This window comes from Tsukamurella asaccharolytica (assembly GCF_007858435.1).
GTDB lineage: Bacteria > Actinomycetota > Actinomycetes > Mycobacteriales > Mycobacteriaceae > Tsukamurella > Tsukamurella asaccharolytica.
Genome location: NZ_VIGW01000006.1, coordinates 228552 through 249642 on the forward strand (window position 1 = coordinate 228552; position 21091 = coordinate 249642).

22 protein-coding genes are annotated in these 21091 nt (G+C 71.3%); 12 read left to right on the plus strand and 10 right to left on the minus strand.

Features of this window, described 5'->3' with window-relative positions:
- Window position 1: 1 nt before the first annotated feature.
- Window positions 2-937, minus strand: a complete 936-nt coding sequence (coaA, locus tag FK529_RS13615) for a type I pantothenate kinase (RefSeq protein ID WP_146561990.1) — start codon at window positions 935-937, stop codon at window positions 2-4.
- A 33-nt stretch (window positions 938-970) separates the two neighbouring features.
- Between coaA and FK529_RS13620 the strand changes: the two genes are divergently transcribed.
- The 4 genes from FK529_RS13620 to phoH2 all read left to right on the plus strand — a co-directional run bounded on the left by FK529_RS13620 (window position 971) and on the right by phoH2 (window position 5966).
- Complete coding sequence (locus tag FK529_RS13620; RefSeq protein WP_146561992.1) at window positions 971-2194, plus strand: DUF885 domain-containing protein; 1224 nt, start codon at window positions 971-973, stop codon at window positions 2192-2194.
- Between the two features lie 9 nt (window positions 2195-2203).
- Entirely contained in the window at window positions 2204-3502 is a 1299-nt protein-coding gene (gene glyA / locus FK529_RS13625) for a serine hydroxymethyltransferase (protein WP_146561994.1), read from the plus strand.
- 62 nt (window positions 3503-3564) lie between these two features.
- Complete coding sequence (locus tag FK529_RS13630) at window positions 3565-4395, plus strand: acyl-ACP desaturase (RefSeq protein ID WP_158635117.1); 831 nt, start codon at window positions 3565-3567, stop codon at window positions 4393-4395.
- A 263-nt stretch (window positions 4396-4658) separates the two neighbouring features.
- Window positions 4659-5966 (plus strand): RNA 5'-3' helicase PhoH2, encoded by a 1308-nt coding sequence (gene phoH2, locus FK529_RS13635; protein ID WP_146561998.1) that lies wholly within the window; start codon window positions 4659-4661, stop codon window positions 5964-5966.
- Window positions 5967-6110: 144 nt separating this feature from the next.
- Here the strand turns inward: phoH2 and FK529_RS13640 are convergent, their stop codons facing one another.
- Window positions 6111-7289 (minus strand): GNAT family N-acetyltransferase, encoded by a 1179-nt coding sequence (locus FK529_RS13640; RefSeq protein WP_231703071.1) that lies wholly within the window; start codon window positions 7287-7289, stop codon window positions 6111-6113.
- 122 nt (window positions 7290-7411) lie between these two features.
- Between FK529_RS13640 and FK529_RS13645 the strand changes: the two genes are divergently transcribed.
- Complete coding sequence (locus tag FK529_RS13645; protein ID WP_146562000.1) at window positions 7412-7762, plus strand: PadR family transcriptional regulator; 351 nt, start codon at window positions 7412-7414, stop codon at window positions 7760-7762.
- Window positions 7759-9087, plus strand: a complete 1329-nt coding sequence (locus tag FK529_RS13650) for a permease prefix domain 1-containing protein (RefSeq protein ID WP_146562003.1) — start codon at window positions 7759-7761, stop codon at window positions 9085-9087. The genes FK529_RS13645 and FK529_RS13650 overlap by 4 nt, the downstream gene beginning before the upstream one ends.
- Here the strand turns inward: FK529_RS13650 and FK529_RS13655 are convergent.
- Window positions 9080-9925 (minus strand): AraC family transcriptional regulator, encoded by an 846-nt coding sequence (locus tag FK529_RS13655; RefSeq protein WP_331456329.1) that lies wholly within the window; start codon window positions 9923-9925, stop codon window positions 9080-9082. The genes FK529_RS13650 and FK529_RS13655 overlap by 8 nt on opposite strands.
- Window positions 9926-10096: 171 nt before the next feature.
- Here FK529_RS13655 and FK529_RS13660 point away from each other — a divergent pair, with 171 nt between their 5' ends.
- Together FK529_RS13660 and FK529_RS13665 are read left to right on the plus strand one after the other, a co-directional pair.
- The gene (locus FK529_RS13660) at window positions 10097-10543 is read left to right on the plus strand and encodes an anthrone oxygenase family protein (protein ID WP_146562005.1); all 447 of its coding nucleotides are present in this window, start codon (window positions 10097-10099) and stop codon (window positions 10541-10543) included.
- A gap of 78 nt (window positions 10544-10621) precedes the next feature.
- Window positions 10622-12316: a fumarate hydratase gene (locus FK529_RS13665; protein ID WP_146562007.1), complete on the plus strand. Its 1695-nt coding sequence runs from the start codon at window positions 10622-10624 to the stop codon at window positions 12314-12316.
- Window positions 12317-12364: 48 nt separating this feature from the next.
- Here the strand turns inward: FK529_RS13665 and FK529_RS13670 are convergent, their stop codons facing one another.
- Window positions 12365-12946: a class I SAM-dependent DNA methyltransferase gene (locus FK529_RS13670; RefSeq protein ID WP_146562009.1), complete on the minus strand. Its 582-nt coding sequence runs from the start codon at window positions 12944-12946 to the stop codon at window positions 12365-12367.
- Between the two features lie 195 nt (window positions 12947-13141).
- Here FK529_RS13670 and FK529_RS13675 point away from each other — a divergent pair, with 195 nt between their 5' ends.
- Complete coding sequence (locus FK529_RS13675; RefSeq protein ID WP_146562011.1) at window positions 13142-13453, plus strand: hypothetical protein; 312 nt, start codon at window positions 13142-13144, stop codon at window positions 13451-13453.
- A 133-nt stretch (window positions 13454-13586) separates the two neighbouring features.
- On the plus strand, window positions 13587-14072 hold the full coding sequence (locus tag FK529_RS13680) for an NPCBM/NEW2 domain-containing protein (protein ID WP_158635118.1): 486 nt from the start codon (window positions 13587-13589) through the stop codon (window positions 14070-14072).
- 19 nt (window positions 14073-14091) lie between these two features.
- Here the strand turns inward: FK529_RS13680 and FK529_RS13685 are convergent, their stop codons facing one another.
- Both FK529_RS13685 and glpX read right to left on the minus strand, forming a co-directional pair.
- Complete coding sequence (locus FK529_RS13685) at window positions 14092-15510, minus strand: class II fumarate hydratase (RefSeq protein WP_146562016.1); 1419 nt, start codon at window positions 15508-15510, stop codon at window positions 14092-14094.
- Between the two features lie 59 nt (window positions 15511-15569).
- On the minus strand, window positions 15570-16577 hold the full coding sequence (gene glpX, locus FK529_RS13690; protein ID WP_146562018.1) for a class II fructose-bisphosphatase: 1008 nt from the start codon (window positions 16575-16577) through the stop codon (window positions 15570-15572).
- Window positions 16578-16751: 174 nt separating this feature from the next.
- Between glpX and FK529_RS13695 the strand changes: the two genes are divergently transcribed.
- Window positions 16752-17363, plus strand: a complete 612-nt coding sequence (locus FK529_RS13695; RefSeq protein WP_158635119.1) for a DUF4245 domain-containing protein — start codon at window positions 16752-16754, stop codon at window positions 17361-17363.
- A gap of 21 nt (window positions 17364-17384) precedes the next feature.
- On the opposite strand, the gene FK529_RS13700 is transcribed toward FK529_RS13695, so the two are convergent.
- The 3 genes from FK529_RS13700 to FK529_RS13710 are packed head-to-tail and all read right to left on the minus strand — an operon-like array spanning window position 17385 to window position 19518.
- Entirely contained in the window at window positions 17385-17594 is a 210-nt protein-coding gene (locus FK529_RS13700) for an exodeoxyribonuclease VII small subunit (protein WP_068524445.1), read from the minus strand.
- Window positions 17594-18880: an exodeoxyribonuclease VII large subunit gene (xseA, locus tag FK529_RS13705; protein WP_146562023.1), complete on the minus strand. Its 1287-nt coding sequence runs from the start codon at window positions 18878-18880 to the stop codon at window positions 17594-17596. Before xseA ends, FK529_RS13700 begins: the two co-directional genes overlap by 1 nt.
- On the minus strand, window positions 18877-19518 hold the full coding sequence (locus FK529_RS13710; RefSeq protein WP_146562026.1) for a lipid droplet-associated protein: 642 nt from the start codon (window positions 19516-19518) through the stop codon (window positions 18877-18879). Before FK529_RS13710 ends, xseA begins: the two co-directional genes overlap by 4 nt.
- 59 nt (window positions 19519-19577) lie before the next feature.
- Here FK529_RS13710 and FK529_RS13715 point away from each other — a divergent pair, with 59 nt between their 5' ends.
- A complete protein-coding gene (locus FK529_RS13715) occupies window positions 19578-20528 on the plus strand; it encodes a 4-hydroxy-3-methylbut-2-enyl diphosphate reductase (protein WP_146562028.1) in 951 nt (316 codons plus the stop codon).
- Window positions 20529-20622: 94 nt separating this feature from the next.
- Here FK529_RS13715 and FK529_RS20055 read toward each other — a convergent pair.
- Window positions 20623-21091, minus strand: a 469-nt coding sequence (locus tag FK529_RS20055; protein ID WP_205124389.1) for a hypothetical protein, incomplete at its 5' end; no start/stop codon positions are given.

Consider the following 21091-nt stretch of genomic DNA (forward strand, 5'->3'; position numbering starts at 1 on the left):
GTCAGAGCTTGCGCAGCCGCACGCGGTTGATCGAGTGATCGGAGTCCTTGCGCAACACCAGCGTCGCGCGGGGGCGGGTGGGCAGGATGTTCTGCACCAGATTGGGCCGGTTGATGCCCGCCCAGATGCCCTCGGCGCGGTCGCGCGCCTCGGTGTCGGAGAGCCCGGCGTAGTGGTGGAAGTGCGAGGCCGGGTCCGCGAACGACGTGGTCCGCATCGACAGGAAGCGGTCGACGTACCAGCGCTCGATGTCCTCGATCCGCGCGTCCACGTACACGGAGAAATCGAACAGGTCCGAGACCATGAGCCGCGGCCCGGTCTGCAGCACGTTGAGTCCCTCGACGATGAGGATGTCGGGTCGGCGCACGTGGATGAATTCGCCGGGCACGATGTCGTAGAGCTGGTGCGAGTACACGGGCGCGGTCGCGTCCTCCGCGCCCGACTTCACCGTGGTCACGAACCGCAACAGCGCGCGCCGGTCGTAGGACTCGGGGAAGCCCTTGCGGTGCATGATGCCCCGCCGCTCCAGCTCCGCGGTGGGGTACAGGAAGCCGTCCGTGGTCACCAGATCGACCCGCGGGTGCGAGTCCCACCGCGCGAGCAGCGCCTGCAGCACGCGGGCGGTCGTCGACTTGCCGACCGCCACCGAGCCGGCGACGCCGATCACGAACGGAACCTGGGCGTCGTGCCGCTGCTCGCCGAGGAAGGTCGCGGTGGCGGCGTAGAGCCGCTGCCGGGCGGCGACCTGCAGGTGGATGAGGCGGGAGACGGGGAGGTAGACCTCGGCGACCTCGGCCAGGTCGATCTGCTCGCCCAGGCCGCGGAGGTCGGACAGGTCCGCTTCCGTCAGCGACAGGGGGGTCGACTGGCGGAGCTCGCGCCACTGAGCGCGGTCGAGCTCGATGTACGGGCTCGGTTCGCTCACCGGACGAGGCACCCCGCGTCAGACATGCCCTCTAGTCTGGCACGCATGGAGGAGCTGAGCGTCACCGACCGTTACCTGCGGCTCGGCCTGCGGTTCGACCGCATCGAATCCGGTTTCGTGGACGCCTACTTCGGCGACCCGGTGCACCGTCGGGCCGTGGCGGCCGAGGACGCCCCCGAACCGGCCCGCCTCGCCGCCGAGGCGCGAGCCCTACTGCGGGACGTCGAGGCCGACACGGCGCTCACGCCCGCGCGGCGGGAGTTCCTGGCCGGGCACGTCGCGGCGCTCGAGTGCTCGGCCCGCAAGTTCGACGGTGCGCCGATCGGTTTCGTCGACGAGGTGAAGGCCTACTTCGACGTCGACATCGCCCTGGGCGACACGGCGGACTACGAGGCGGCGCACGCCGCGCTCGACGAGCTGCTGCCCGGGTCGGGCCCGCTGCAGCCCCGCATGCAGGCCCAGCGCGACCGCTTCCTGGTGCCCGCCGAGCGCGTCCCCGAGGTGGTCGACGCCCTCGCCGGCGCGCTCCGCGACATCGTGCGCGGGCGGTACCCGCTGCCCGCGACGGAAACGGTGGCGTTCGAGATCGAGCACGACAAGCCCTGGTCCGGCTTCAACTACTACCTCGGCGACTACACCTCGCGGGTAGCGGTGAACGGCGACCTGCCGCAGTACCTCTCCGGGCTGCCGCACCTCATCGCGCACGAGGCCTACCCGGGGCACCACACCGAGCACTGCCGCAAGGAGCAGCTGCTGGTGGCGTGCCCCGAGAGTGGCGCGAAGCAGGCGGAACAGACCATCTTCCTGGTCAACACGCCGCAGTGCCTCATGGCGGAGGGGCTGGCGGACCACGCCCTGCACGCCGCGATCGGCCCCGGCTGGGGCCGCTGGGCGCAGGAGATCTATGCCGACCTCGGCCTGTCCTTCGACGGGGAGCTCGCCGAGCGGATCGCGACGGCCTCGTCGGGCCTGCTGCACGTGCGGCAGGACGCCGCGCTGCTGCTGCACGACCAGCACGCGAGCGAGGACGACGTGGCCGCGTACCTGCAGCGCTGGGGCCTCATGGCGGAGCGCAGCGCACGGCAGGCGCTGCGGTTCGTCGGCTCGCCGCTGTGGCGGGCGTACATCAGCACCTACGTCGAGGGCTACGCACTGTTGGACGCCTGGCTCGATCGCGCGGATTCCGGGCCCGCGCGGCTGGATCGATTCGGGAGGCTGCTCGATGAGCCACTCACCCCGTCGGCGCTGCGGCGGGAGCTCGCGGCCTAGGATGAGCGCATGAGCGATTCCAGCGTGAACTCCGCGTCCCTGGCCGAACTCGATCCCGAGGTCGCGGCCGCCATGAACGGCGAGCTCGCGCGGCAGCGCGACACGCTGGAGATGATCGCCTCGGAGAACTTCGTGCCGCGGGCAGTGCTGCAGGCGCAGGGCTCCGTGCTCACCAACAAGTACGCCGAGGGCTACCCGGGCCGCCGCTACTACGGTGGCTGCGAGTACGTCGACGTGGTCGAGGACCTGGCCCGCAGTCGCGCCAAGGAGCTCTTCGGCGCCGACTTCGCCAACGTCCAGCCGCACTCGGGCGCGCAGGCCAACGCGGCCGTGCTGCAGGCCCTCATGGAGCCGGGCGAGACCCTCATGGGCCTCGACCTCGCACACGGCGGTCACCTCACCCACGGCATGCGCCTGAACTTCTCCGGCAAGCTCTACGAGAACGTCTTCTACGGCGTCTCCAAGGAGGATCACCGGGTCGACATGGACGAGGTGCGCAAGATCGCCCTCGATTCGAAGCCGAAGGTGATCGTCGCCGGCTGGTCCGCCTACCCGCGGCACCTCGACTTCGCCGCCTTCCGCTCCATCGCCGACGAGGTGGGCGCCCACCTGTGGGTCGACATGGCGCACTTCGCCGGCCTCGTCGCCGCCGGCCTGCACCCGAGCCCCGTCCCGCATGCCGATGTCGTCAGCTCGACGGTGCACAAGACCCTCGGTGGCCCCCGTTCCGGCATCATCCTGGCGAAGCAGGAGTGGGCCAAGAAGCTCAACTCGGCGGTCTTCCCCGGCCAGCAGGGCGGCCCGCTCATGCACGTGATCGCCGCCAAGGCCGTCGCGCTCAAGGTCGCGGGCACGGAGGAGTTCCGTGCGAAGCAGCAGCGCACGCTCGACGGTGCCAGGATCCTCGCTGAGCGCCTCAACGGCAAGGACGTGGCCGACGCCGGCGTCACCGTGCTCACGGGCGGCACCGACGTGCACCTCGTGCTCGTCGACCTGCGCAACAGCGACCTCGACGGCCAGCAGGCCGAGGACCTCCTGCACGAGGTCGGGATCACCGTCAACCGCAACGCCGTGCCCTTCGACCCGCGCCCGCCGATGGTCACCTCCGGCCTGCGGATCGGCACGGCCGCCCTGGCCAGCCGCGGCTTCGGCGACAAGGAGTTCACCGAGGTCGCCGACATCATCGGCACCGCTCTCGCGCAGGGCACGGCCGCCGACACGGCCGCGCTGCGCGCCCGTGTCTCCGCGCTGGCGCTCGAGGTCCCGCTCTACGAGGGCCTGGAGGACTGGGGTCTGCTCTCGCGCTGACCGGCCGGCGTGGTCGCCACCGTGGTTTGAAGGCCGGGTGGCCGCTGCCTTACAGTGTCCGGGTGACTTCCAGCACTTCCGAGGACGACCTGACGCTCGCCATCGATAAGGCACTGCCGGACATCCGCGCGGCCTACGTCGAGGCCGGCGACGCCTGGCAGCCGCACGACTACATCCCGTGGGACGACGGCCGCAACTACGGCTTCCTCGGCGGCGAGGACTTCGTCCCCGCCGACGTGAAGGTCGATGCGGTGGTGAGCAACGGCCTGATCCTGGGCCTGCTGACCAAGGACCACCTGCCGTCCTTCCACCGCCTGCTGGCGCAGCACCACCTCATCGATTCGGACTGGGGCAGGTTCGTCGGCCACTGGACGGCCGAGGAGAACCGCCACGGGATCGCGCTGCGCGACCACGTCGTGGTCAGCCGCACCTGCGACGTCGAGCAGCTGGAGATGTGGCGTCTCGAGGCCGTGACCCGCGGTTACCGGCAGTACGAGGGCACCCGCGCCGAGATCCACGTCGCCGAGCAGATCGCCATGGTGATCGTCCACGAGGCCCTCTCCGCCGACTACTTCGATCGGCTCGCCGACTACGCCGAGAACGCCGAGGGCACGCCCGCCGGCCTCGTCACGACGCTCCGCAAGGTCGCGAACGACGATCGCGTGCAGCAGAAGTACTGGACCGAGCTGCTCACCGTCGCGCTCGACGTCAACGAGGGCCACGTCAAGGACGCCCTCGTGGGGCAGGCGCGCCTCGCCTCGCCCATCGGCGCCGAGACCGCGGACGGGCTCGACGAGGCCCGCCGCATCGTCACGGCGGCCGGTATCAGCTCGCCCGAGCGGGACCGCGAGATCCTGAACGGCGTCCTCGCCACCTGGGGCCTCGCGTTGTAGCGACGCTCCCGGCCCGTAACGAAGTGTTCACGAACGCGCCGCGCAGCCTCCGGGCCGCGCGGCGCGTTCGGCGATAGTTTGGCGGTGACGGATTGCGGGGAAGCAGTTCGTCCCGGGAGGTTCCAACCGTGACTCGACTCATCGTCGCGAGAGGGCCGGCCCCGGTCCTCGTCGTCGGGGCGTAGACCGCGCACCGAGACGTTTGGACCGACCGGCCGCAGCTACACGCTTGCGTGGGCGCCGCGCAGGCTAGGAGCGTCACCGTGTCTTTCCGTGAGACCCCCCGCACGTACGTGCTCGACACCTCCGTCCTGCTGTCCGATCCCTGGGCCATCACCCGCTTCGCCGAGCACGACGTGGTGCTCCCGCTCGTGGTGATCAGCGAACTCGAGGGCAAGCGTCACCACGCCGAGCTCGGCTGGTTCGCCCGCGAGTCCCTGCGCATGCTCGACGATCTGCGGCTCGAGCACGGCCGCCTCGACCAGCCGATCCCCACCCCCGGTGGGGGCACGGTGCAGGTGGAGCTCAACCACATCGATCCGACGGTGCTGCCGGTCGGTTTCCGCACGGAGACCAACGACGCCCGCATCCTCGCGTGCGCGCTGAACCTGCGCGCCGAGGGCCGCGATGTGGTACTGGTCTCGAAGGACATCCCGCTGCGGGTCAAGGCCGGCGCGGTGGGCCTCGACGCCGACGAGTACCGGGCGCAGGACGTGGTGACGTCCGGCTGGACCGGGATGGAGGAACTCGAGGTCGCCCGCGAGGTGATCGACGCACTGTTCGCGGGCGGCGTCGTCGACCACGACGCGGCGCGGGAGCTGCCGTGCAACACCGGTGTCCGGCTCCTGGGCGGCACGTCGAGCGCGCTCGGCCGGGTGACGGCGGAGAAGCAGTTGCAGCTGGTGCGCGGCGACCGCGAGGCCTTCGGGCTGCACGGCCGCAGCGCCGAGCAGCGCGTCGCGCTCGATCTGCTGCTCGACGAGTCCGTGGGCATCGTCTCCCTCGGCGGCAAGGCCGGCACCGGTAAGTCGGCGCTGGCCCTGTGCGCGGGCCTGGAGGCGGTGCTGGAGAAGCGCACGCAGCGCAAGGTCGTCGTCTTCCGCCCGCTGTACGCCGTGGGCGGCCAGGACCTCGGCTACCTGCCCGGGTCCGAGAACGAGAAGATGGGGCCGTGGGCGCAGGCCGTCTACGACACCCTCGACGGACTCGCCTCGCCCGAGGTGATGGACGAGGTCATGTCGCGCGGGATGCTCGAGGTGCTGCCGCTCACGCACATCCGTGGCCGCTCGCTGCACGACTCCTTCGTCATCGTCGACGAGGCGCAGTCGCTGGAGCGCAACGTGCTGCTCACCGTGCTCTCGCGACTGGGTTCCGGCTCGCGGGTGGTGCTCACGCACGACGTCGCCCAGCGCGACAACCTGCGCGTGGGCCGGCACGACGGGGTCGCCGCGGTGATCGAGAAGCTCAAGGGGCACCCGCTGTTCGCGCACGTCACGCTCACTCGCTCCGAGCGTTCGCCGATCGCCGCCCTGGTCACGGAGATGCTGGAGGAGTTCGCGCCCGGCGCGTGAGACGGACGGCCTCGCCCTCCCGCGCGGGCCGACGTCGAGTGTCCGACAGGGCGGGCATGCGTGACGCGCATGCCCGCCCCGCGCGGAGTTCGGTCCCCTCCGGGCAAGTGGCCGGACGAACGGACCGACCCCAGGAACGACGGGCTACGACGCCGGGGATCCGGAGTGGCCCTCGACCGGGCGCAGGAAGCAGCGCGCGGCATCGAGGCGCCCGGCGTCGTAGCCCTCCCACTTCTCGGCGGGGACGTCGTGGTGCGCGACCTCCCGGAATCCCCGCCGGACGAAGAAGTCGGCGGCGCTGTCGCTGACGGTCACGGCGAAGACGTGCGTCAACCCCCGGGTGCGGCAGAGGTCGATCAATCCGTCGATCAGGAGGCTCCCGGCGCCGAGCCCGGAGAACTCGGCGACCGTGATGAGGCCCGAGACCTCGGCGTAGCCGGTGCCGGCGTACCGGTCCGCTTCGAGTCCCACCACGCCCGCGAGGTGACCGGTGCGCAGCACGCGGGCGCCCAGGCCGCCGGCCGCCATCCTGGCGATCTCGGCGCGGCTGCGAGGTTTGAGGATGCCCTCCCGGACGCCCTGGTTCACCAGCGATTCGATCCGGGCGAAATCGTCGACCTGGAGCGGCGTCAGGTGCAGATACCGGCCGTGGGTGAGCACCGTGCCGCATCCGTCGAAGGTGAGGAGCTCGTAGTCGAGGTCCTCGGCGCGGCAGAGGTTGACGCTGTACGCCCCGCCCAGGAGCGCCGCCTGCGCGGCGGGCGCGTAGTCGGGGAGGCCGCGTTCGGCCAGGTGGGCCGCGAGCCGCTCGCCGTGCAGATCGATATCGGCGTAGCTGCGGGGCGGGGTGCCCCACCCCCCGCCCGGATCGGTGAGCACCATCTTCGACGCGCGAACGCTCGTGGAGACAGCCCCGGCGGTGTGCGCGAGCGCCCCGGAGTCCGCGCCGACGACGACGCGTTTCGCGTCGGTGACGGCGAGCCAGAGCTCGGCGACGGTGTCGTCGGTCCAGGTGGACGCGCCGTTGACCGCGCGTCCGTCGACCGCGGCGACGGTGACCGCGACGTGCTCGGCCGGCACGACGAAGACGAAGCGCGTGTCGCCCGCCCGGAAGGCGTCGACCGTGCGGCCGACCGCCCCCAGCGTCGCGGTGTCGACCGTCGGGAGTGCGACGACGATCGTGATCCCGCGGAACTCCTCGACGAAGAACTCGTGCTCGGCGAGGGGCACGCCTTCGCCGGCGAAGGGTTCGGCGGCGCCCGCACGGGACGCGGGCAGGGGCGGTGGCGTCTGGCGTGCAGCAACCCGGGGGACTTCGGTCACGTCGTGCCAGGGTACTGGACGTGCGGGGGCGCCATCGCGGTGTCCGCTCGGGGCCGCCTCCCTTGTCGTACCTAGAACCGCGAGGTATATGTGTACCTAGTGGTTCTAGGTATGGAGGTCGGATGCACATCGATAAGGATCTGGTCGCCGCGTCGGCGACCCCGCTGGTGCTGAGCATCCTCAGTCACGGCGACAGCTACGGCTACGCGATCCTCACCCGCGTCCGTGAGCTCTCCGGCGGACGGCTCGAGTGGTCCGACGGCATGCTCTATCCGCTGCTGCACCGGCTGGAGCGCCTCGGTCAGGTGGAGGCCCGCTGGGAGGTCGCCGACACCGGCCGCAAGCGCAAGCACTACGCCATCACGCCCGCCGGACGGGAGGCGCTCGCGGACCGTCGGGACCAGTGGCGGGTCGTCAGCGCCGCCCTCGACGGCCTCTGGTCCGACGGTGCGCCGCAGCCGGGGCTCGCGTGAGCGGCCCGGTCGACGTCCAGATCCGGCAGTGGCGGGGCTACCTGGAAGGCCGGCGCCGCGTGCGGGCCGAGGAGGTCGACGAGCTCGAGTCGCACCTGCGCGAGTCGATCGCCGACCTCGAGGCACGCGGCCTCGACGGCGACGAGTCCTTCCTCGTCGCGGTCAAGCGGATGGGCGCCGTCGACGCGGTGGCGCACGAGTTCGCCCGCGAGCACTCCGACCGGCTGTGGAAGCAGCTCGTGCTGGGCACCGCCGCCGACGAGTCCGGGCGCCGCGGCGAGCTGCCCGTCGTGCTCGCGCTCGGCGCCGGCGCCGGGCTGGCGCTCCTCGCGGTCCTGCACCTCCTCGGCGAGTCAGCGCCCCGGTTCGTCGGCTTCGCGATCGCGCCCTTCCTGGTCGGCTACTTCGCGTGGAAACGGGCGATGCCGGCGCGCGCCACGGCGGGGGTGATCGGCGGCTTCGTCGCGATGGCGGCGCTGCTCGCGGCGTATCCCTTCGCGGCCGGCGGCTCCACGGAGGTCCTGGCCGTCGTCGCCGCGCCGGTGGTGCTGTGGTTCGGCGTGGGCGTCGCCTACACGGGAGGAGCGTGGCGCTCGGCACCGCGGCGGATGGACTTCGTGCGGTTCACCGGCGAGTTCGTCATCTACTTCCTGCTCATCGCCCTCGGCGGCGGCGCGATCACGGGGCTGACGATCGCCGCGCTCGGGGCCGTGGGGCTCGACGCGGAGTCGCCGGTCACCGAGTGGGCGCTGCCGGTGTGCGTCGGTGGCGCGGTCCTGGTCGCCGCGTGGCTGGTGGAGGCCAAGCAGGAGGTGATCGAGAACATCGCGCCGGTCCTCACGCGAATCTTCACGCCGATCACGCTGGTCATGCTCGTCGTGGTGCTGGGCGCCTTCGCCTCGCGCCCCGGGCTCATCGGCGCCGACCGGGACCTGCTGGTGCTGATGACCGTGGTGCTCGTCCTTGTGGTCGGGCTGTTGCTGTACGCGGTCTCCGCCCGTGATCCGCGCCGACGCCCTGACGTCTTCGACCGGCTGCAAGTGGCGCTCGTGGTCGCGGCGATCGCCGTGGACCTCGTGGTGCTGGTCGCGATGCTCACCCGTACTGCTGAGTTCGGCACCTCGCCCAACAAGGCCGCGGTCCTCGGTCTGAATCTCGTGCTCCTGGTGATCCTCGCGGGCGCGGCGTGGCGGGGCCTGGGGTTCGCCCGGGGGAGCGGGGACTTCGCCGCGATCGAGCGCTGGCAGACCACCACGCTGCCGGCCTACGCCGCCTGGGCCGCGATCGTCGCGCTCGCGTTCCCACCGCTGTTCGGTTTCAGCTGACCGCGGCTGCGGCCTCGCGGGCGCGGTACCGCGACGGGCTCACCCCGTGGTGGCGCGAGAAGGCCGCGCTGAGCGCGAACGCCGAGCCGTAGCCCACGCGCCGGGCGATCGCCTCGAGCCCGTCGTCGGACGAGGTCAACGCGTCCGCAGCCAGGGTGAGCCGCCACAGGGTGAGGTAGCGTCCGGGCGGCTCGCCCACTCCGGAACGGAACCTCGCGGCGAGGCCCGACCGCGATACGTGCAGGGCGGCTGCGAGCGAGGCGACCGTCCACGGCTGCTCCCGCGACTCGTGGATCAGGTCCAGGGCGCCCGCCACGACGTCGTCGACGGTGCCCGACAGCCAGCCGGTAGGGGCGGTGCGCGCCGCCGCCCGGATCGCGGCGCACACCACCACGTCCAGCAACCGGTCGATGACGAAGCTGTGGCCGGGCTGCGGGTCCGCGAGTTCGCGGCGTATCAGCCCGAGCAGCGCCTCGTCGACGTCACCGGGCGGCAGCACGGTGAACTCCGGCAGCTGCTCGACGAGGTGTCGGCCCACCTGGGACGAAGATGCATACGTGCCGACGAGCAGTTGATCGGGGCCCTCGTCGTGGTTTCCCCAGGTGAGCAGCCCGCGGTGCGTGGTCGAGCGCATCGATTCAGTGAGCGGCACGCACGCGCCGCCCTGCTCGATCCGGACGGTCGGAGGGCGGTCGGGCTCGTCCGAGACGGTGTAGCGGGGCCCGTGCGCGACCAGGGCGACGGCTCCCGTGTCGAGCCGGATCCGGGTGCCCTCCCCGGCGATCCACGCGGCGCCGCGATCGACCGCGATCACGCTCAGCGGCGCCGCGTCGTCGATATCGACCGACTACGGCGGAGTCATCGAGATGCGGAGCGAGAACAAGCCCTGGGCGCGGAGGCCGGACACCATCCGGAACAGTGGGTCCACCCCGTCAGATTAGACGAATGCGTATGGAATCGTTCCTCCGAACGATGGATCACGCCACGCTGGGAGCGCGATCCTTGGTTCGTGACTCTCAAACTCCTCCTCGGGTCGGCCGCGCTCCTCAGCGGCGTGCTGGCCGGCTTCTACTTCGCCTACGCCACCGTGATCACGGGTCTGTTCGACGCGCCGGAGGGCGCCGACGCCATGCGCCGGATGAACGACGCCGTCGAGCGACCGCCCTTCCTCGCGGTCTTCTTCCTCGCCCCGCTGCTCGCTCTGGTCGCCGCGATCTGGCTGGTCGTCGCCCTCGACGCGCGTACCGTCGCCGGCGTGCTCGGCGTGCTCGGCGCCCTCTGCGCCGTTGCCGCGCTCGTGCTCACGGTCGCGGTGAACGTTCCGCTCAACCAGCGCCTGGCGGCGGGCGCGGTCGAGTGGGCGGAGTTCGCCCGCACCTGGGGGGCGTGGAACGTGGTGCGCACCTGGTTGTGCGCGGCGGGAGCGGTCGGGCTGATCCTTCCGGCCCTGCGGTGACGACCCCGTCGACCCCGATTCCTGCAGGTAGGGCAGCCTAACCCGGACCGGCGCAACGGGGAGGCATACCCTCGATGTGTGACTTCGAACAGCCCCGAATTCATCTATTCCGACCTGCTGCCCATCGGTCCCGATACGACGCCGTACCGGCTCATCACGACCGAGGGCGTCGAGACCGTCGAGGTCGACGGGCGGACGTTCCTCAAGGTCGCGCCCGAGGCGCTGCAGCAGCTGACCGCGGAGGCGATGCACGACATCAGCCACTACCTGCGGCCCGCGCACCTGAAGCAGCTCCGCCGGATCATCGACGACCCCGAGGCGTCGGGCAACGACCGCTTCGTGGCGCTGGACCTGCTCAAGAACGTCAACATCTCCGCCGGCGGCGTGCTGCCCATGTGCCAGGACACCGGCACCGCGATCGTCATGGGCAAGAAGGGCGAGGGCGTGCTGACCGGCGTCGACGACGGGGAGTGGATCTCCCGCGGCGTCTACGACGCGTACACCAAGCTGAACCTGCGCTACTCGCAGAACGCGCCGATCACCATGTACGAGGAGAAGAACACCGGCACCAACCTGCCGGCGCAGGTGGAGATCTACGCCACCGAGCAGGGGCCGAAGGGGCCGGAGTACAAGTTCCTGTTCATGGCCAAGGGCGGCGGCTCGGCCAACAAGTCCTTCCTGTTCCAGGAGACGAAGGCGATCCTCAACCCGGACCGCATCCTGAAGTTCCTCGACGAGAAGATCCGCTCGCTCGGTACCGCGGCCTGCCCGCCGTACCACTTGGCGATCGTCATCGGCGGCACCTCCGCGGAGTTCGCGCTGAAGACCGCGAAGTACGCCTCGGCGCACTACCTCGACGACCTGCCCGAGACGGGATCCATCGCGGCGCACGGCTTCCGCGACAAGGAGCTGGAGGAGAAGGTCTTCGAACTCACCCAGTCCTTCGGCATCGGCGCGCAGTTCGGCGGCAAGTACTTCTGTCACGACGTGCGCGTGGTGCGCCTGCCGCGGCACGGTGCCTCCCTGCCCGTCGCGATCGCCGTGTCCTGCTCCGCGGACCGCCAGGCCCTCGGCAAGATCACCGCCGACGGTGTCTTCCTGGAGCAGCTGGAGACCGACCCGGCGCAGTACATGCCGGATGCCGGTGTGGCGGAGGACATCGAGGGCGGCGCGGTCGTCGAGATCGACCTGAACCGGCCGATGTCGGAGATCCTCGCCGAGCTGTCGAAGTACCCGGTGAAGACGCGCCTGTCGCTGACCGGCCCGCTGGTCGTGGCCCGCGATATCGCGCACGCCAAGATCAAGGACCTGCTCGACTCGGGGCAGCCCATGCCGCAGTACCTCAAGGACCACCCGGTGTACTACGCCGGTCCCGCGAAGACGCCGGAGGGTATGGCGTCCGGCTCCTTCGGGCCGACCACCGCGGGCCGTATGGACAGCTACGTCGACCAGTTCCAGGCGGCCGGCGGCTCGATGGTCATGCTGGCGAAGGGCAACCGGTCCAAGCAGGTCACTCAGGCCTGCAACGAGCACGGTGGCTTCTACCTCGGCTCCATCGGCGGGCCCGCGGCGCGCCTGGCCCTCGACTGCATCAAGTCGCAGGAGGTCATCGAGTACCCCGAGCTCGGCATGGAGGCGGTGTGGAAGATCGAGGTCGAGAACTTCCCCGCGTTCATCGTCGTCGACGACAAGGGCAACGACTTCTTCACCGATCCGTCGGGTGAGGTCGCCCTGCCGCTCAGCGGGATCCGGGTGCGCTCCAAGGAGCGGTAGGTCGTCCGGCGCACCGCCGTCGGGTTCGACGGTGCGCCGCTCGCTCCGTCAGGCCGGGCGCAGGATCGTCACGGCGAAGTCGGCGCCGTCGTGCCAGGGCTTGACGTCCCACGTCGCGAGGCGAAGATCGGTCCGCAGTCCTGCCTCGGCGGCGTAGACGTCCAGTTGATCCGGTGTGAGGCCGCGGTTCGTGTGGAAGCCGATGATCGCGAAGCCGTCGTTCGTGAGGTGGCGGCGGAAGTTCCGCAGCACCGTGGTCTCCGTGCCCTCGGCGACGAAGACCAGCACGTTGCCGGCGCAGACGATGGCGTCGAACGTGCCGTCGAGGTCCAGCTCGGCGAGGTCCTGCACGATCCACCGCGGGCCCGGATGATCCTGCCGCGCCGCGGCGATGAGCTTCGGGTCCACGTCGACGCCGGTCACGTCGTGGCCGACGGAGTGCAGGTAGCCGCCGATCCGGCCCGGCCCGCAGCCCGCGTCGAGGATCCGCGAATTCCGTCCCACCATCGCATCGACCAGTCGCGCCTCACCGGCGAGGTCCGCGCCCTCACGCGCCATGGTGCGGAAACGCTCGATGTACCACTCGCTGTGGCCTTCTGCGGTGTCCGTGAACCAGCGCGGCGTGCTCATGCCGTCCAAGCTACCCGCAGGGATCCGTACCGATCGCGACGCCGTTGCGGAGAATGCGCACGTAGGTATCGCCTCGATCAGTTCCCTGCGGTTTCGGCGGCGCCGACCTGCGATTCGGTCGCCGAAACCGCAGGGAATCGATCGTGCGACGCGCGACACAGGTCTACTACGCGCGGTAGTGGGTAGTGTCGAGGAATGACCGACTTCATCGACCGGATCGGCACCGCCCCGATCGCCGCCGCCGGACTCGTGGGCGGCTACTACGTGGCCCGCGAGACGGGGATCCGCCCGCTGGGCGGCGTCGTGCTCGCGGCGGCGGGAGCGGCGGCGGCGCAGGGGTGGTACGCCAAGGCCGGTGCAGGGACCGCGGCTGCGCTTGGCGCCGTGTACCTGGGCGGATTCGGTGCGTCGCACCCGCTGGCGAAGAAGATCGGCGCGTGGCCGTCCGTGCTCGCGGTGGCGGCGGTGGCGGCCGGCGCGTCGTACCTGCTCGTCGATCGCCGCTGACGAGACCCGCGCGGCGGGCTATTCTCACCGCGTGGGATTGAGAACAAGTTTCACAGTCATGGCCTGTGCGGCCGCTCTCGCGACGTCTGGTTGCAGCGCGCAGTCGGCACCGCCGGAGCAGGGACGGCCGGGTGTGCACGGCACCGAGGCGACCGTGGTCGCGGCTTCGTCCGGCACCGCGACGGGGCTGGCGGAACCGACGCCCGCGGGCACTCCGCTCCACACCCGGCTCGCGTCCTCCAGCGCGGTCGGCGACACCGGCCAGGCCCTCACCGCAACGATCGCGGGCACCACCTACCGCAGCGCGACGGGCATCTGGATCGGGTGCGAAGGCACCGCCGCGACGGCCGTCTACCGCCTCGGCGGCGAGTTCGCCCGGCTCACCGGGGTTCTGGGCCTTCAACCGCACACCCCGCCCTCGCTTCGCGTGCGGATCTCGTTCATCGTCGACGGGGAGACGAAGCTGGCAGCCACGCTCACCCGCGACGACGGGCCCCAGCCCATCACGATCCCGCTCGACGGGGCCCAGTCGCTCATCGTCTCCGCCGTCAGGAACGGCGGCGAGTGCGCGCCCGCCGCGGCGCCCTACGGCGCGATCGGAGCCGCGAGCCTCACCTGACCGGCCGCGGGGGCGGGCGTCACCGGACGCGGTCGACGTTGGCCATGGCCAGCACGTCGAGTCGACGATCCAGTTCCTCGAGCGTCAGCTTCTCGCCGATCAGGCCGCGGTCGATCACGGTCTGCCGGATGGTCTTGCCCTCCTTCAGTGCCTGCTTCGCCACGGCCGCCGCCTCCTCGTAGCCGATGAGCGAGTTCAGTGGCGTCACGATCGACGGCGACGACTCCGCGAGCGTGCGCAGCCGCTCCTCGTGCGCGACGAGACCGTCGATGCAGCGGTCCGCGAACAGCCGGGAGACGTTCGCCAGCAGTGCGATCGACTCGAGTACGTTGCGGGCCATCATCGGGATGTACACGTTGAGCTCGAACGCGCCGTTGCCCCCGCCCCAGGTCACCGCGGCATCGTTGCCGATCACCTGTGCGGCCACCTGCGTGACCGCCTCGGGCAGAACCGGATTGACCTTGCCGGGCATGATCGAGCTGCCGGGCTGCAGGTCGGGCAGGGCGATCTCGCCGAGCCCGGTGAGCGGGCCGGAGCCCATCCAGCGGACGTCGTTGGCGATCTTGGTGAGCGAGACCGCGATCGTGCGCAGCGCGCCCGAGAGCTCGACGAGACCGTCGCGCGCGGCCTGCGCCTCGAAGTTGTCCTTCGCCAGCCGGATGTCCTCCACGCCCGTGAGGCGCACCAGCTCGGCCACGACGAGCGAGCCGAATCGTTCCGGCGCGTTGAGCCCCGTGCCCACGGCGGTGCCGCCGATGGGGACCTCGCCGACGCGGGGCAGCGTGGCCCGCACGCGCTCGACGCCGGCCTCGACCTGCCGGGCGTACCCGCCGAACTCCTGGCCCAGCGTCACGGGCACCGCGTCCATGAGGTGCGTGCGGCCCGACTTCACCACCGACCGCCACGCTGCCGACTTGGCGGCCAGCGCCGCCTGCAGGTGCTCCAGCGCGGGGATCAGCGTGGTCACGGCGGCCTCGGTGGCCGCGACGTGCGTCGCCGTCGGGAACGTATCGTTCGACGACTGCGACATGTTCACGTCGTCGTTCGGATGCACCTGGACGCCGTTGCGGCCGGCGATCGAGGCGATCACCTCGTTGGCGTTCATGTTCGAGCTGGTACCGGAACCGGTCTGGAAGACGTCGATGGGGAACTGGTCGTCGTGCAGGCCGTCGGCGATCTCCCGCGCGGCGGCGATGATCGCGGCGGCCTTCTCGGGCGCCAGCAGCCCCAGGTCCTGGTTCACCTGCGCCGCGGCGGCCTTCAGCAGACCCATCGCCCGGATCTGGGCGCGTTCGAGTGGGCGGAAGCTGATCGGGAAGTTCTCCACGGCGCGCTGCGTCTGTGCCCGCCACAGCGCGTTCACCGGCACCCGGACCTCGCCCATGGTGTCGTGCTCGATGCGGTACTCGGTCTCCGGGGTGTCAGCGTTCTTAGCCATACCTTAGAAAAGTACTCGGGCCCCGGGATCATTCCCAGGGCCCGAGGAGAAGATCACTCTCAGTCGAAGATCTGCGCGTAGGTCTTCAGCTTGGTCAGACGGTGCGTCGCGTCGACGGTGCGCACGGTGCCCGACTTGCTGCGCATCACGATCGACTGCGTGGTCGCGCCGTCGGCGCGGTATTTGACGCCGCGCAACAGGTCGCCGTCGGTCACACCGGTCGCGGCGAAGTAGACGTGCTCACCCCGCACGAGGTCGGTGGTGCCGAGGACCTGGTTCGGATCGATCCCCAGGTCGGCGAGGCGGTGCTTCTCCTCGTCCGTCGTCGGCGCGAGGGTGCCCTGCAGTTCGCCGCCCATGCAGCGCAGCGCGGCGGCGGCGATGATCCCCTCGGGGGTGCCGCCGATGCCGACGAGGATGTCGGTCTTGGCCTCGGGGCGGGCGGCGGCGATGGCGCCGGCCACGTCACCGTCGGAGATGAGGCGCACGATCGCGCCGGTCGCGCGGATGTCGGCGATGAGCTGCTCGTGCCGGGGGCGGTCGAGCACCGTCAGCGTGACGTCGGTGACCTTGATGCCCTTGGCCTTGGCGACCTTCGCGATGTTGTCCGCGATCGGCGCCTGGATGTCGATGACGCCGGCGGCCTCGGGGCCCACGGCGATCTTGTTCATGTAGAAGACCGCGGAGGGGTCGTACATGGCGCCGCGCTCGGCGACCGCCAGCACGGCGATCGACCCGGGCATGCCCTTGGCCATGAGCGTGGTGCCGTCGACGGGGTCCACGGCGACGTCGGTCGACGGGCCGAAGCCGTTGCCCACCTCTTCGCCGTTGTAGAGCATGGGCGCCTCGTCCTTCTCGCCCTCGCCGATCACGACCACGCCGCTCATCGACACCGTCGAGACCAGCTGCCGCATCGCGTCCACCGCCGCGCCGTCGCCGGACTCCTTCTGGCCGCGTCCCACCCAGCGGCCTGCGGCGAGCGCGCCGGCTTCGGTCACGCGGACCAGCTCCATGGCTAGATTCCGGTCCGGGGCGATGGGGTTCTTCTCAGCGTGGGTATCGGACATGGATTCCTCCGGATCTCGATGCGCGCGGTGACGCGCGGCGGGCATCGCTCGATTCTTTCATGCCGCACCCGTCGGCGACCGGGCCGGAGTCGCCACCGCCGCCCGAGCCCACGGCAGCACCGCCGGACCTGCCCGCCTGGATCGCCCGACGTCGCGCCCGGGATACTGGACGGCGTGGCTGAGAAACCCCGGATCCTGCAGAACCGTCGCGACATGGTGCTCACGATGGTTCCGCTGTTAGCCCTGTGCCTGATCGCCCTGTTCGCGTCGGGCAACTTCAAGCTCGGCTTCGGCGCCGATCCGAAGGACGAGAACGTGCAGGCGATCAACCCGGAGGGCGTCTACCAGGTGTCGGCGGATACCCACGGCTTCGCGGTGCGGATGCCGGGCGGCGCCGGAGTGGCCGCCGGAGTGCCCGAGGGCTGGAAGGCCACCGCCACGCGCGACGACGACGTCGTCGGCGGCAAGGTCTTCTCCGTCAACTACGTGACTCCCGAGAAGAATTCACTGCAGCTCTCGCAGTCCGGCGCCCCGGTCGACCAGGTCGTCGAGTCGGTGTACGGGGCGAGGGCCACGCCCTCCGGCACGGTCCCGGTCGAGGGGCGGACCTGGGACGTCTACGGCCCGAACGACAGGAACCGCAGCGCCTGGGTCCTCCAGCTCGACGGTGTCGTGCTCGTCGTCTTCGGCGGCGGTACCGTGCCGCGGTTCACCGAACTCGCGGCCGCGGTGCAGTCGCAGCAGCCGCTGCCGCGGTCCGGCGCGCCGGCCCCCACGCCCCGGTAGGGGCATGGCTGGCGCCCCGGGTCACTCCTCGGCGGCGATCGCCTTCTCGATCCGCTCCCGCGCGCCGGCGAGGTGCTCCTCGCAGCGCTTGGCGAGCGCCTCGCCGCGCTCCCACAGGTTCAGCGACTCGTCCAGGTCGATCCCGCCCTGCTCCAGCAGCTTCACCACCACCGCGAGCTCGTCGCGGGCCTGCTCGTAGCCCAGCTCGGCCACGGGTGTCTCGTCGGTCATCACTCATCCTCGGTTCGTACGGAGATCTTCGTCACGCCCATCACCGCGGCGGATGCGGCACCGTCGGGCAGCCGGATCCGAACCTGCGAGCCGGGCGCGAGTTCGTCGATGGCGCGGACCACGGGGTTCTCGCCGTCCGGCGTCACCTTCTGGACCACGGCGTAACCGCGCGCCATCGTCGCGGCGGGACCGAGGGCGGTCAGTCGCGCGGCCAGGTGCACGGTCCGGTCGGATTCCCGTTCGACGGTGCGCCGCACGTCCCGCCGGGCGTCGCGCAGCAGCCGCTCGACCTCGTCGGCGCGGTCGTCGACGAGGCGCAGCGGGTGGGCGAAGACCGGCCGGGAGCGCAGCGACTCCAGGCTGCGCGCCTCGCGGTCGACCCAGCCGCGCAGCGCCGCGGCGGCCCGCTGGCGCAGCTCGGCGATCCGGTCCAGCTCGGCCACCACGTCGGGCACCACGCGTTTGGCAGCATCCGTCGGCGTCGCGGCGCGCACGTCGGCGGCGAAGTCGCAGAGGGGGTTGTCGGGCTCGTGGCCGATCGCGGAGACGATGGGGGTGCGGGCGGCGTGCACGGCGCGGCACAGCGTCTCGTCCGAGAAGGGCAGCAGGTCCTCCACGCTGCCGCCGCCGCGGGCCAGGATGATGACGTCGACATCGGGGTCGGCGTCGAGGGAGCGCAGCGCGGCCACGAGCTGGGGGACCGCCGTCGGGCCCTGGACGGTGGCGTACTCGGCGCGGATCCGCACGCCGGGCCAACGCCCCTCGGCGATCGACCGCACGTCGCGCTCGGCGGCGCTGGCCCGCCCGGTCACCAGGCCGACGGTGCGCGGCAGGAAGGGCAGCGGCCGTTTGCGCCGCGGGTCGAACAGCCCCTCGGCGTGCAGCAGCTGCCGCAGCCGCTCGATGCGGGCCAGCAGCTCGCCCACTCCGACCGCACGGATCTCGGTGATCCGGAGCGACAGGCTGCCCTTGCCGGTCCAGTAGGTGAACTTGCCGCGCACGATCACCTGGGTGCCCTCGTTCAGCGGCACCTCGGAGCGGTCGAGCACGGCCGGCAGGCAGGTGACCTGCATCGAGACGTTCGCCGACGGATCGCGCAACGTCAGGAAAGCAGTGCCGCCGCCGCGGCGGTTGAGCTGGGTGATCTGCCCCTCGACCCACACTTCGCCCAGGCGGTCGATCCACTGCGCGATCTTCATCGAGACCACGCGCACGGGCCAGGGGCGCTCCGCGCTCGACGGGCCGCCGGCGCCGCCGGGCGCGCTGGTCGAAGCCGGTCCGGTCACCGCGTGATGCGGTTCTCGAGCATCGTGAGGAAGGGCGGCCGCGCCTTGTGACCGCGCTCGTACTCCACGAGCGACTCCACCTCCGGCGTGGTCAGGCCGGGCAACCTGCCGCGCAGCTGCGCGAGGGTGAGCTCGGGGTAGTCGATCCGCCGTGCCACGGCGGGCAGGTCGTCGGGCGTCTCCGCGGCGGCCGAGGCATCCGACGGTGCCGGGGCGGGGCTGGTGCTGTACAGCGCGTACCGGCCCGCGCCCGATGGGGCCTGGTCGGCGCCGTCCTTCTCCGGGGCGGTGGCGACGTCGGCCTGCGCACCGTCGGCCCGAGCCGGCTCGGTGGCGGGCCGGACTTCGCCGAACGCCGGCTTCGACGCGGGCACGTCCACGTCGACGTCCTCGTCGTCGTCGAACGTGGCCCACGCGGCCTGCTCCTCCGCCTTCGCGGGGAAGACGGACTCGATCGCGCGATCGCCGCGCACGGCGAGCTCGGCCAGGTCCTGCTGGACGTGGATGAAGGCCTGCGCGGACTTGCTGCCCAGCGTGAGCGGGGCGTTCACGGCCCCTCCGACGATCTCCTGGCCCTTTTCAGCGGCGAGGGCGACGGCCCCGACGGCGACGCGGACCACGAACGGTAAACGGCTCATGTATCAAGGGTGCCTCATCGTTCTCACCGGCACACCGTCAGGTGCCGTAGCCTGGAGGCATGAGTTCTGGCAAGCGTGTCCTGCTGGCCGAGCCGCGTGGCTACTGCGCGGGTGTCGACCGTGCGGTGGAAACGGTCGAGAAGGCCCTCGAGAAGCACGGCGCCCCGGTGTATGTGCGCAAGGAGATCGTGCACAACCGGCACGTCGTGGAGACGCTGCAGGACAAGGGCGTGATCTTCGTCGACGAGACCGACGAGGTGCCCGAGGGATCGCTCCTGGTGTTCTCCGCGCACGGCGTCTCGCCGGCGGTGCACGAGGGTGCCGCGCAGCGCAGCCTCCGCACCATCGACGCGACGTGCCCGCTGGTCACCAAGGTGCACCAGGAGGCCAAGCGTTTCGCCCGCGACGATTTCGACATCCTGCTCATCGGCCACGAGGGCCACGAGGAGGTCGAGGGCACCGCCGGTGAGGCGCCGGACCACGTGCAGCTGGTCGACGGACCCGACTCGGTCGACAACGTCGTCGTGCGCGACGAGGACAAGCTGGTCTGGCTCTCGCAGACCACCCTCTCGGTCGACGAGACGATGGAGACGGTGCGCCGCCTGCGCGAGAGGTTCCCGAAGCTGCAGGATCCGCCCAGCGACGACATCTGCTACGCCACGCAGAACCGCCAGGTCGCGGTGAAGGCGATGGCACCCGAGTGCGATCTCGTGATCGTCGTGGGTTCGCGGAACTCGTCGAATTCCGTGCGCCTGGTCGAGGTGGCGCTGCAGGCCGGCGCTCGCGCCGCGCACCTCATCGACTTCGCCCGCGAAATCGACCCCGCGTGGCTCGACGGCGTGGAGACCGTCGGCATCACCTCGGGCGCTTCGGTGCCGGAGATCCTGGTCAAGGGTGTCGTCGAGTACCTCGACGGCGAGGGCTTCCACGACGTCAAGCCCGTCACCACGGCGAACGAGACGCTGGTCTTCGCCCTGCCGCGCGAGCTGCGGCCCCGCGCCAAGGCCTGACCGAGCCCGAGTACCGCGTCAGGTCGATTCCTTCCTCGACGACGTCGAGGTGACCCTCCGCGGCCTCTACGCCGCGGCTACCGCCCCGACTGACTCAGTCCTTGTAACGGTGCTTGCGGATCGGCCGGGGCTCCGCGGGCTCGGCGAAGTCGTCGCGGAAGTTGGTCTCCACCGCCGTGTCCTCGCTCTGCGGCCGGTACCGCGGGGGCCGGTAGTGCTCGTAGCGTCCAGGGTTCGACGCCGCCTCGCCGCGGCGCCCGGGTCGTTCGTCGCCACTGAGGCTGGGCAGGTCGGGCTGGGCTGCGCGGCTGCCGGAGATCCGTGGAAGCGAGGCGAAGTCGTCGCGGGGGATCTGCGAGCGCTCCCGGCCGGCGCGGGGAGCCGCCGGGGCCGAGCCGCGGGCGCGGTCGATGTCCCGGGCCTCGCGGCGGTAGTCGCGTGAGTCGGAGCGGGCCGCCGCCCGCGCGGCGGGGGAGCCCGGGCGTCCCTCCGGGCCGCGCGGGGTGCGCCAGCGAGGCTGCGGGTCGCCGCCCCCGCGCCGGTCCTCATCGGGTCGCAGTTCC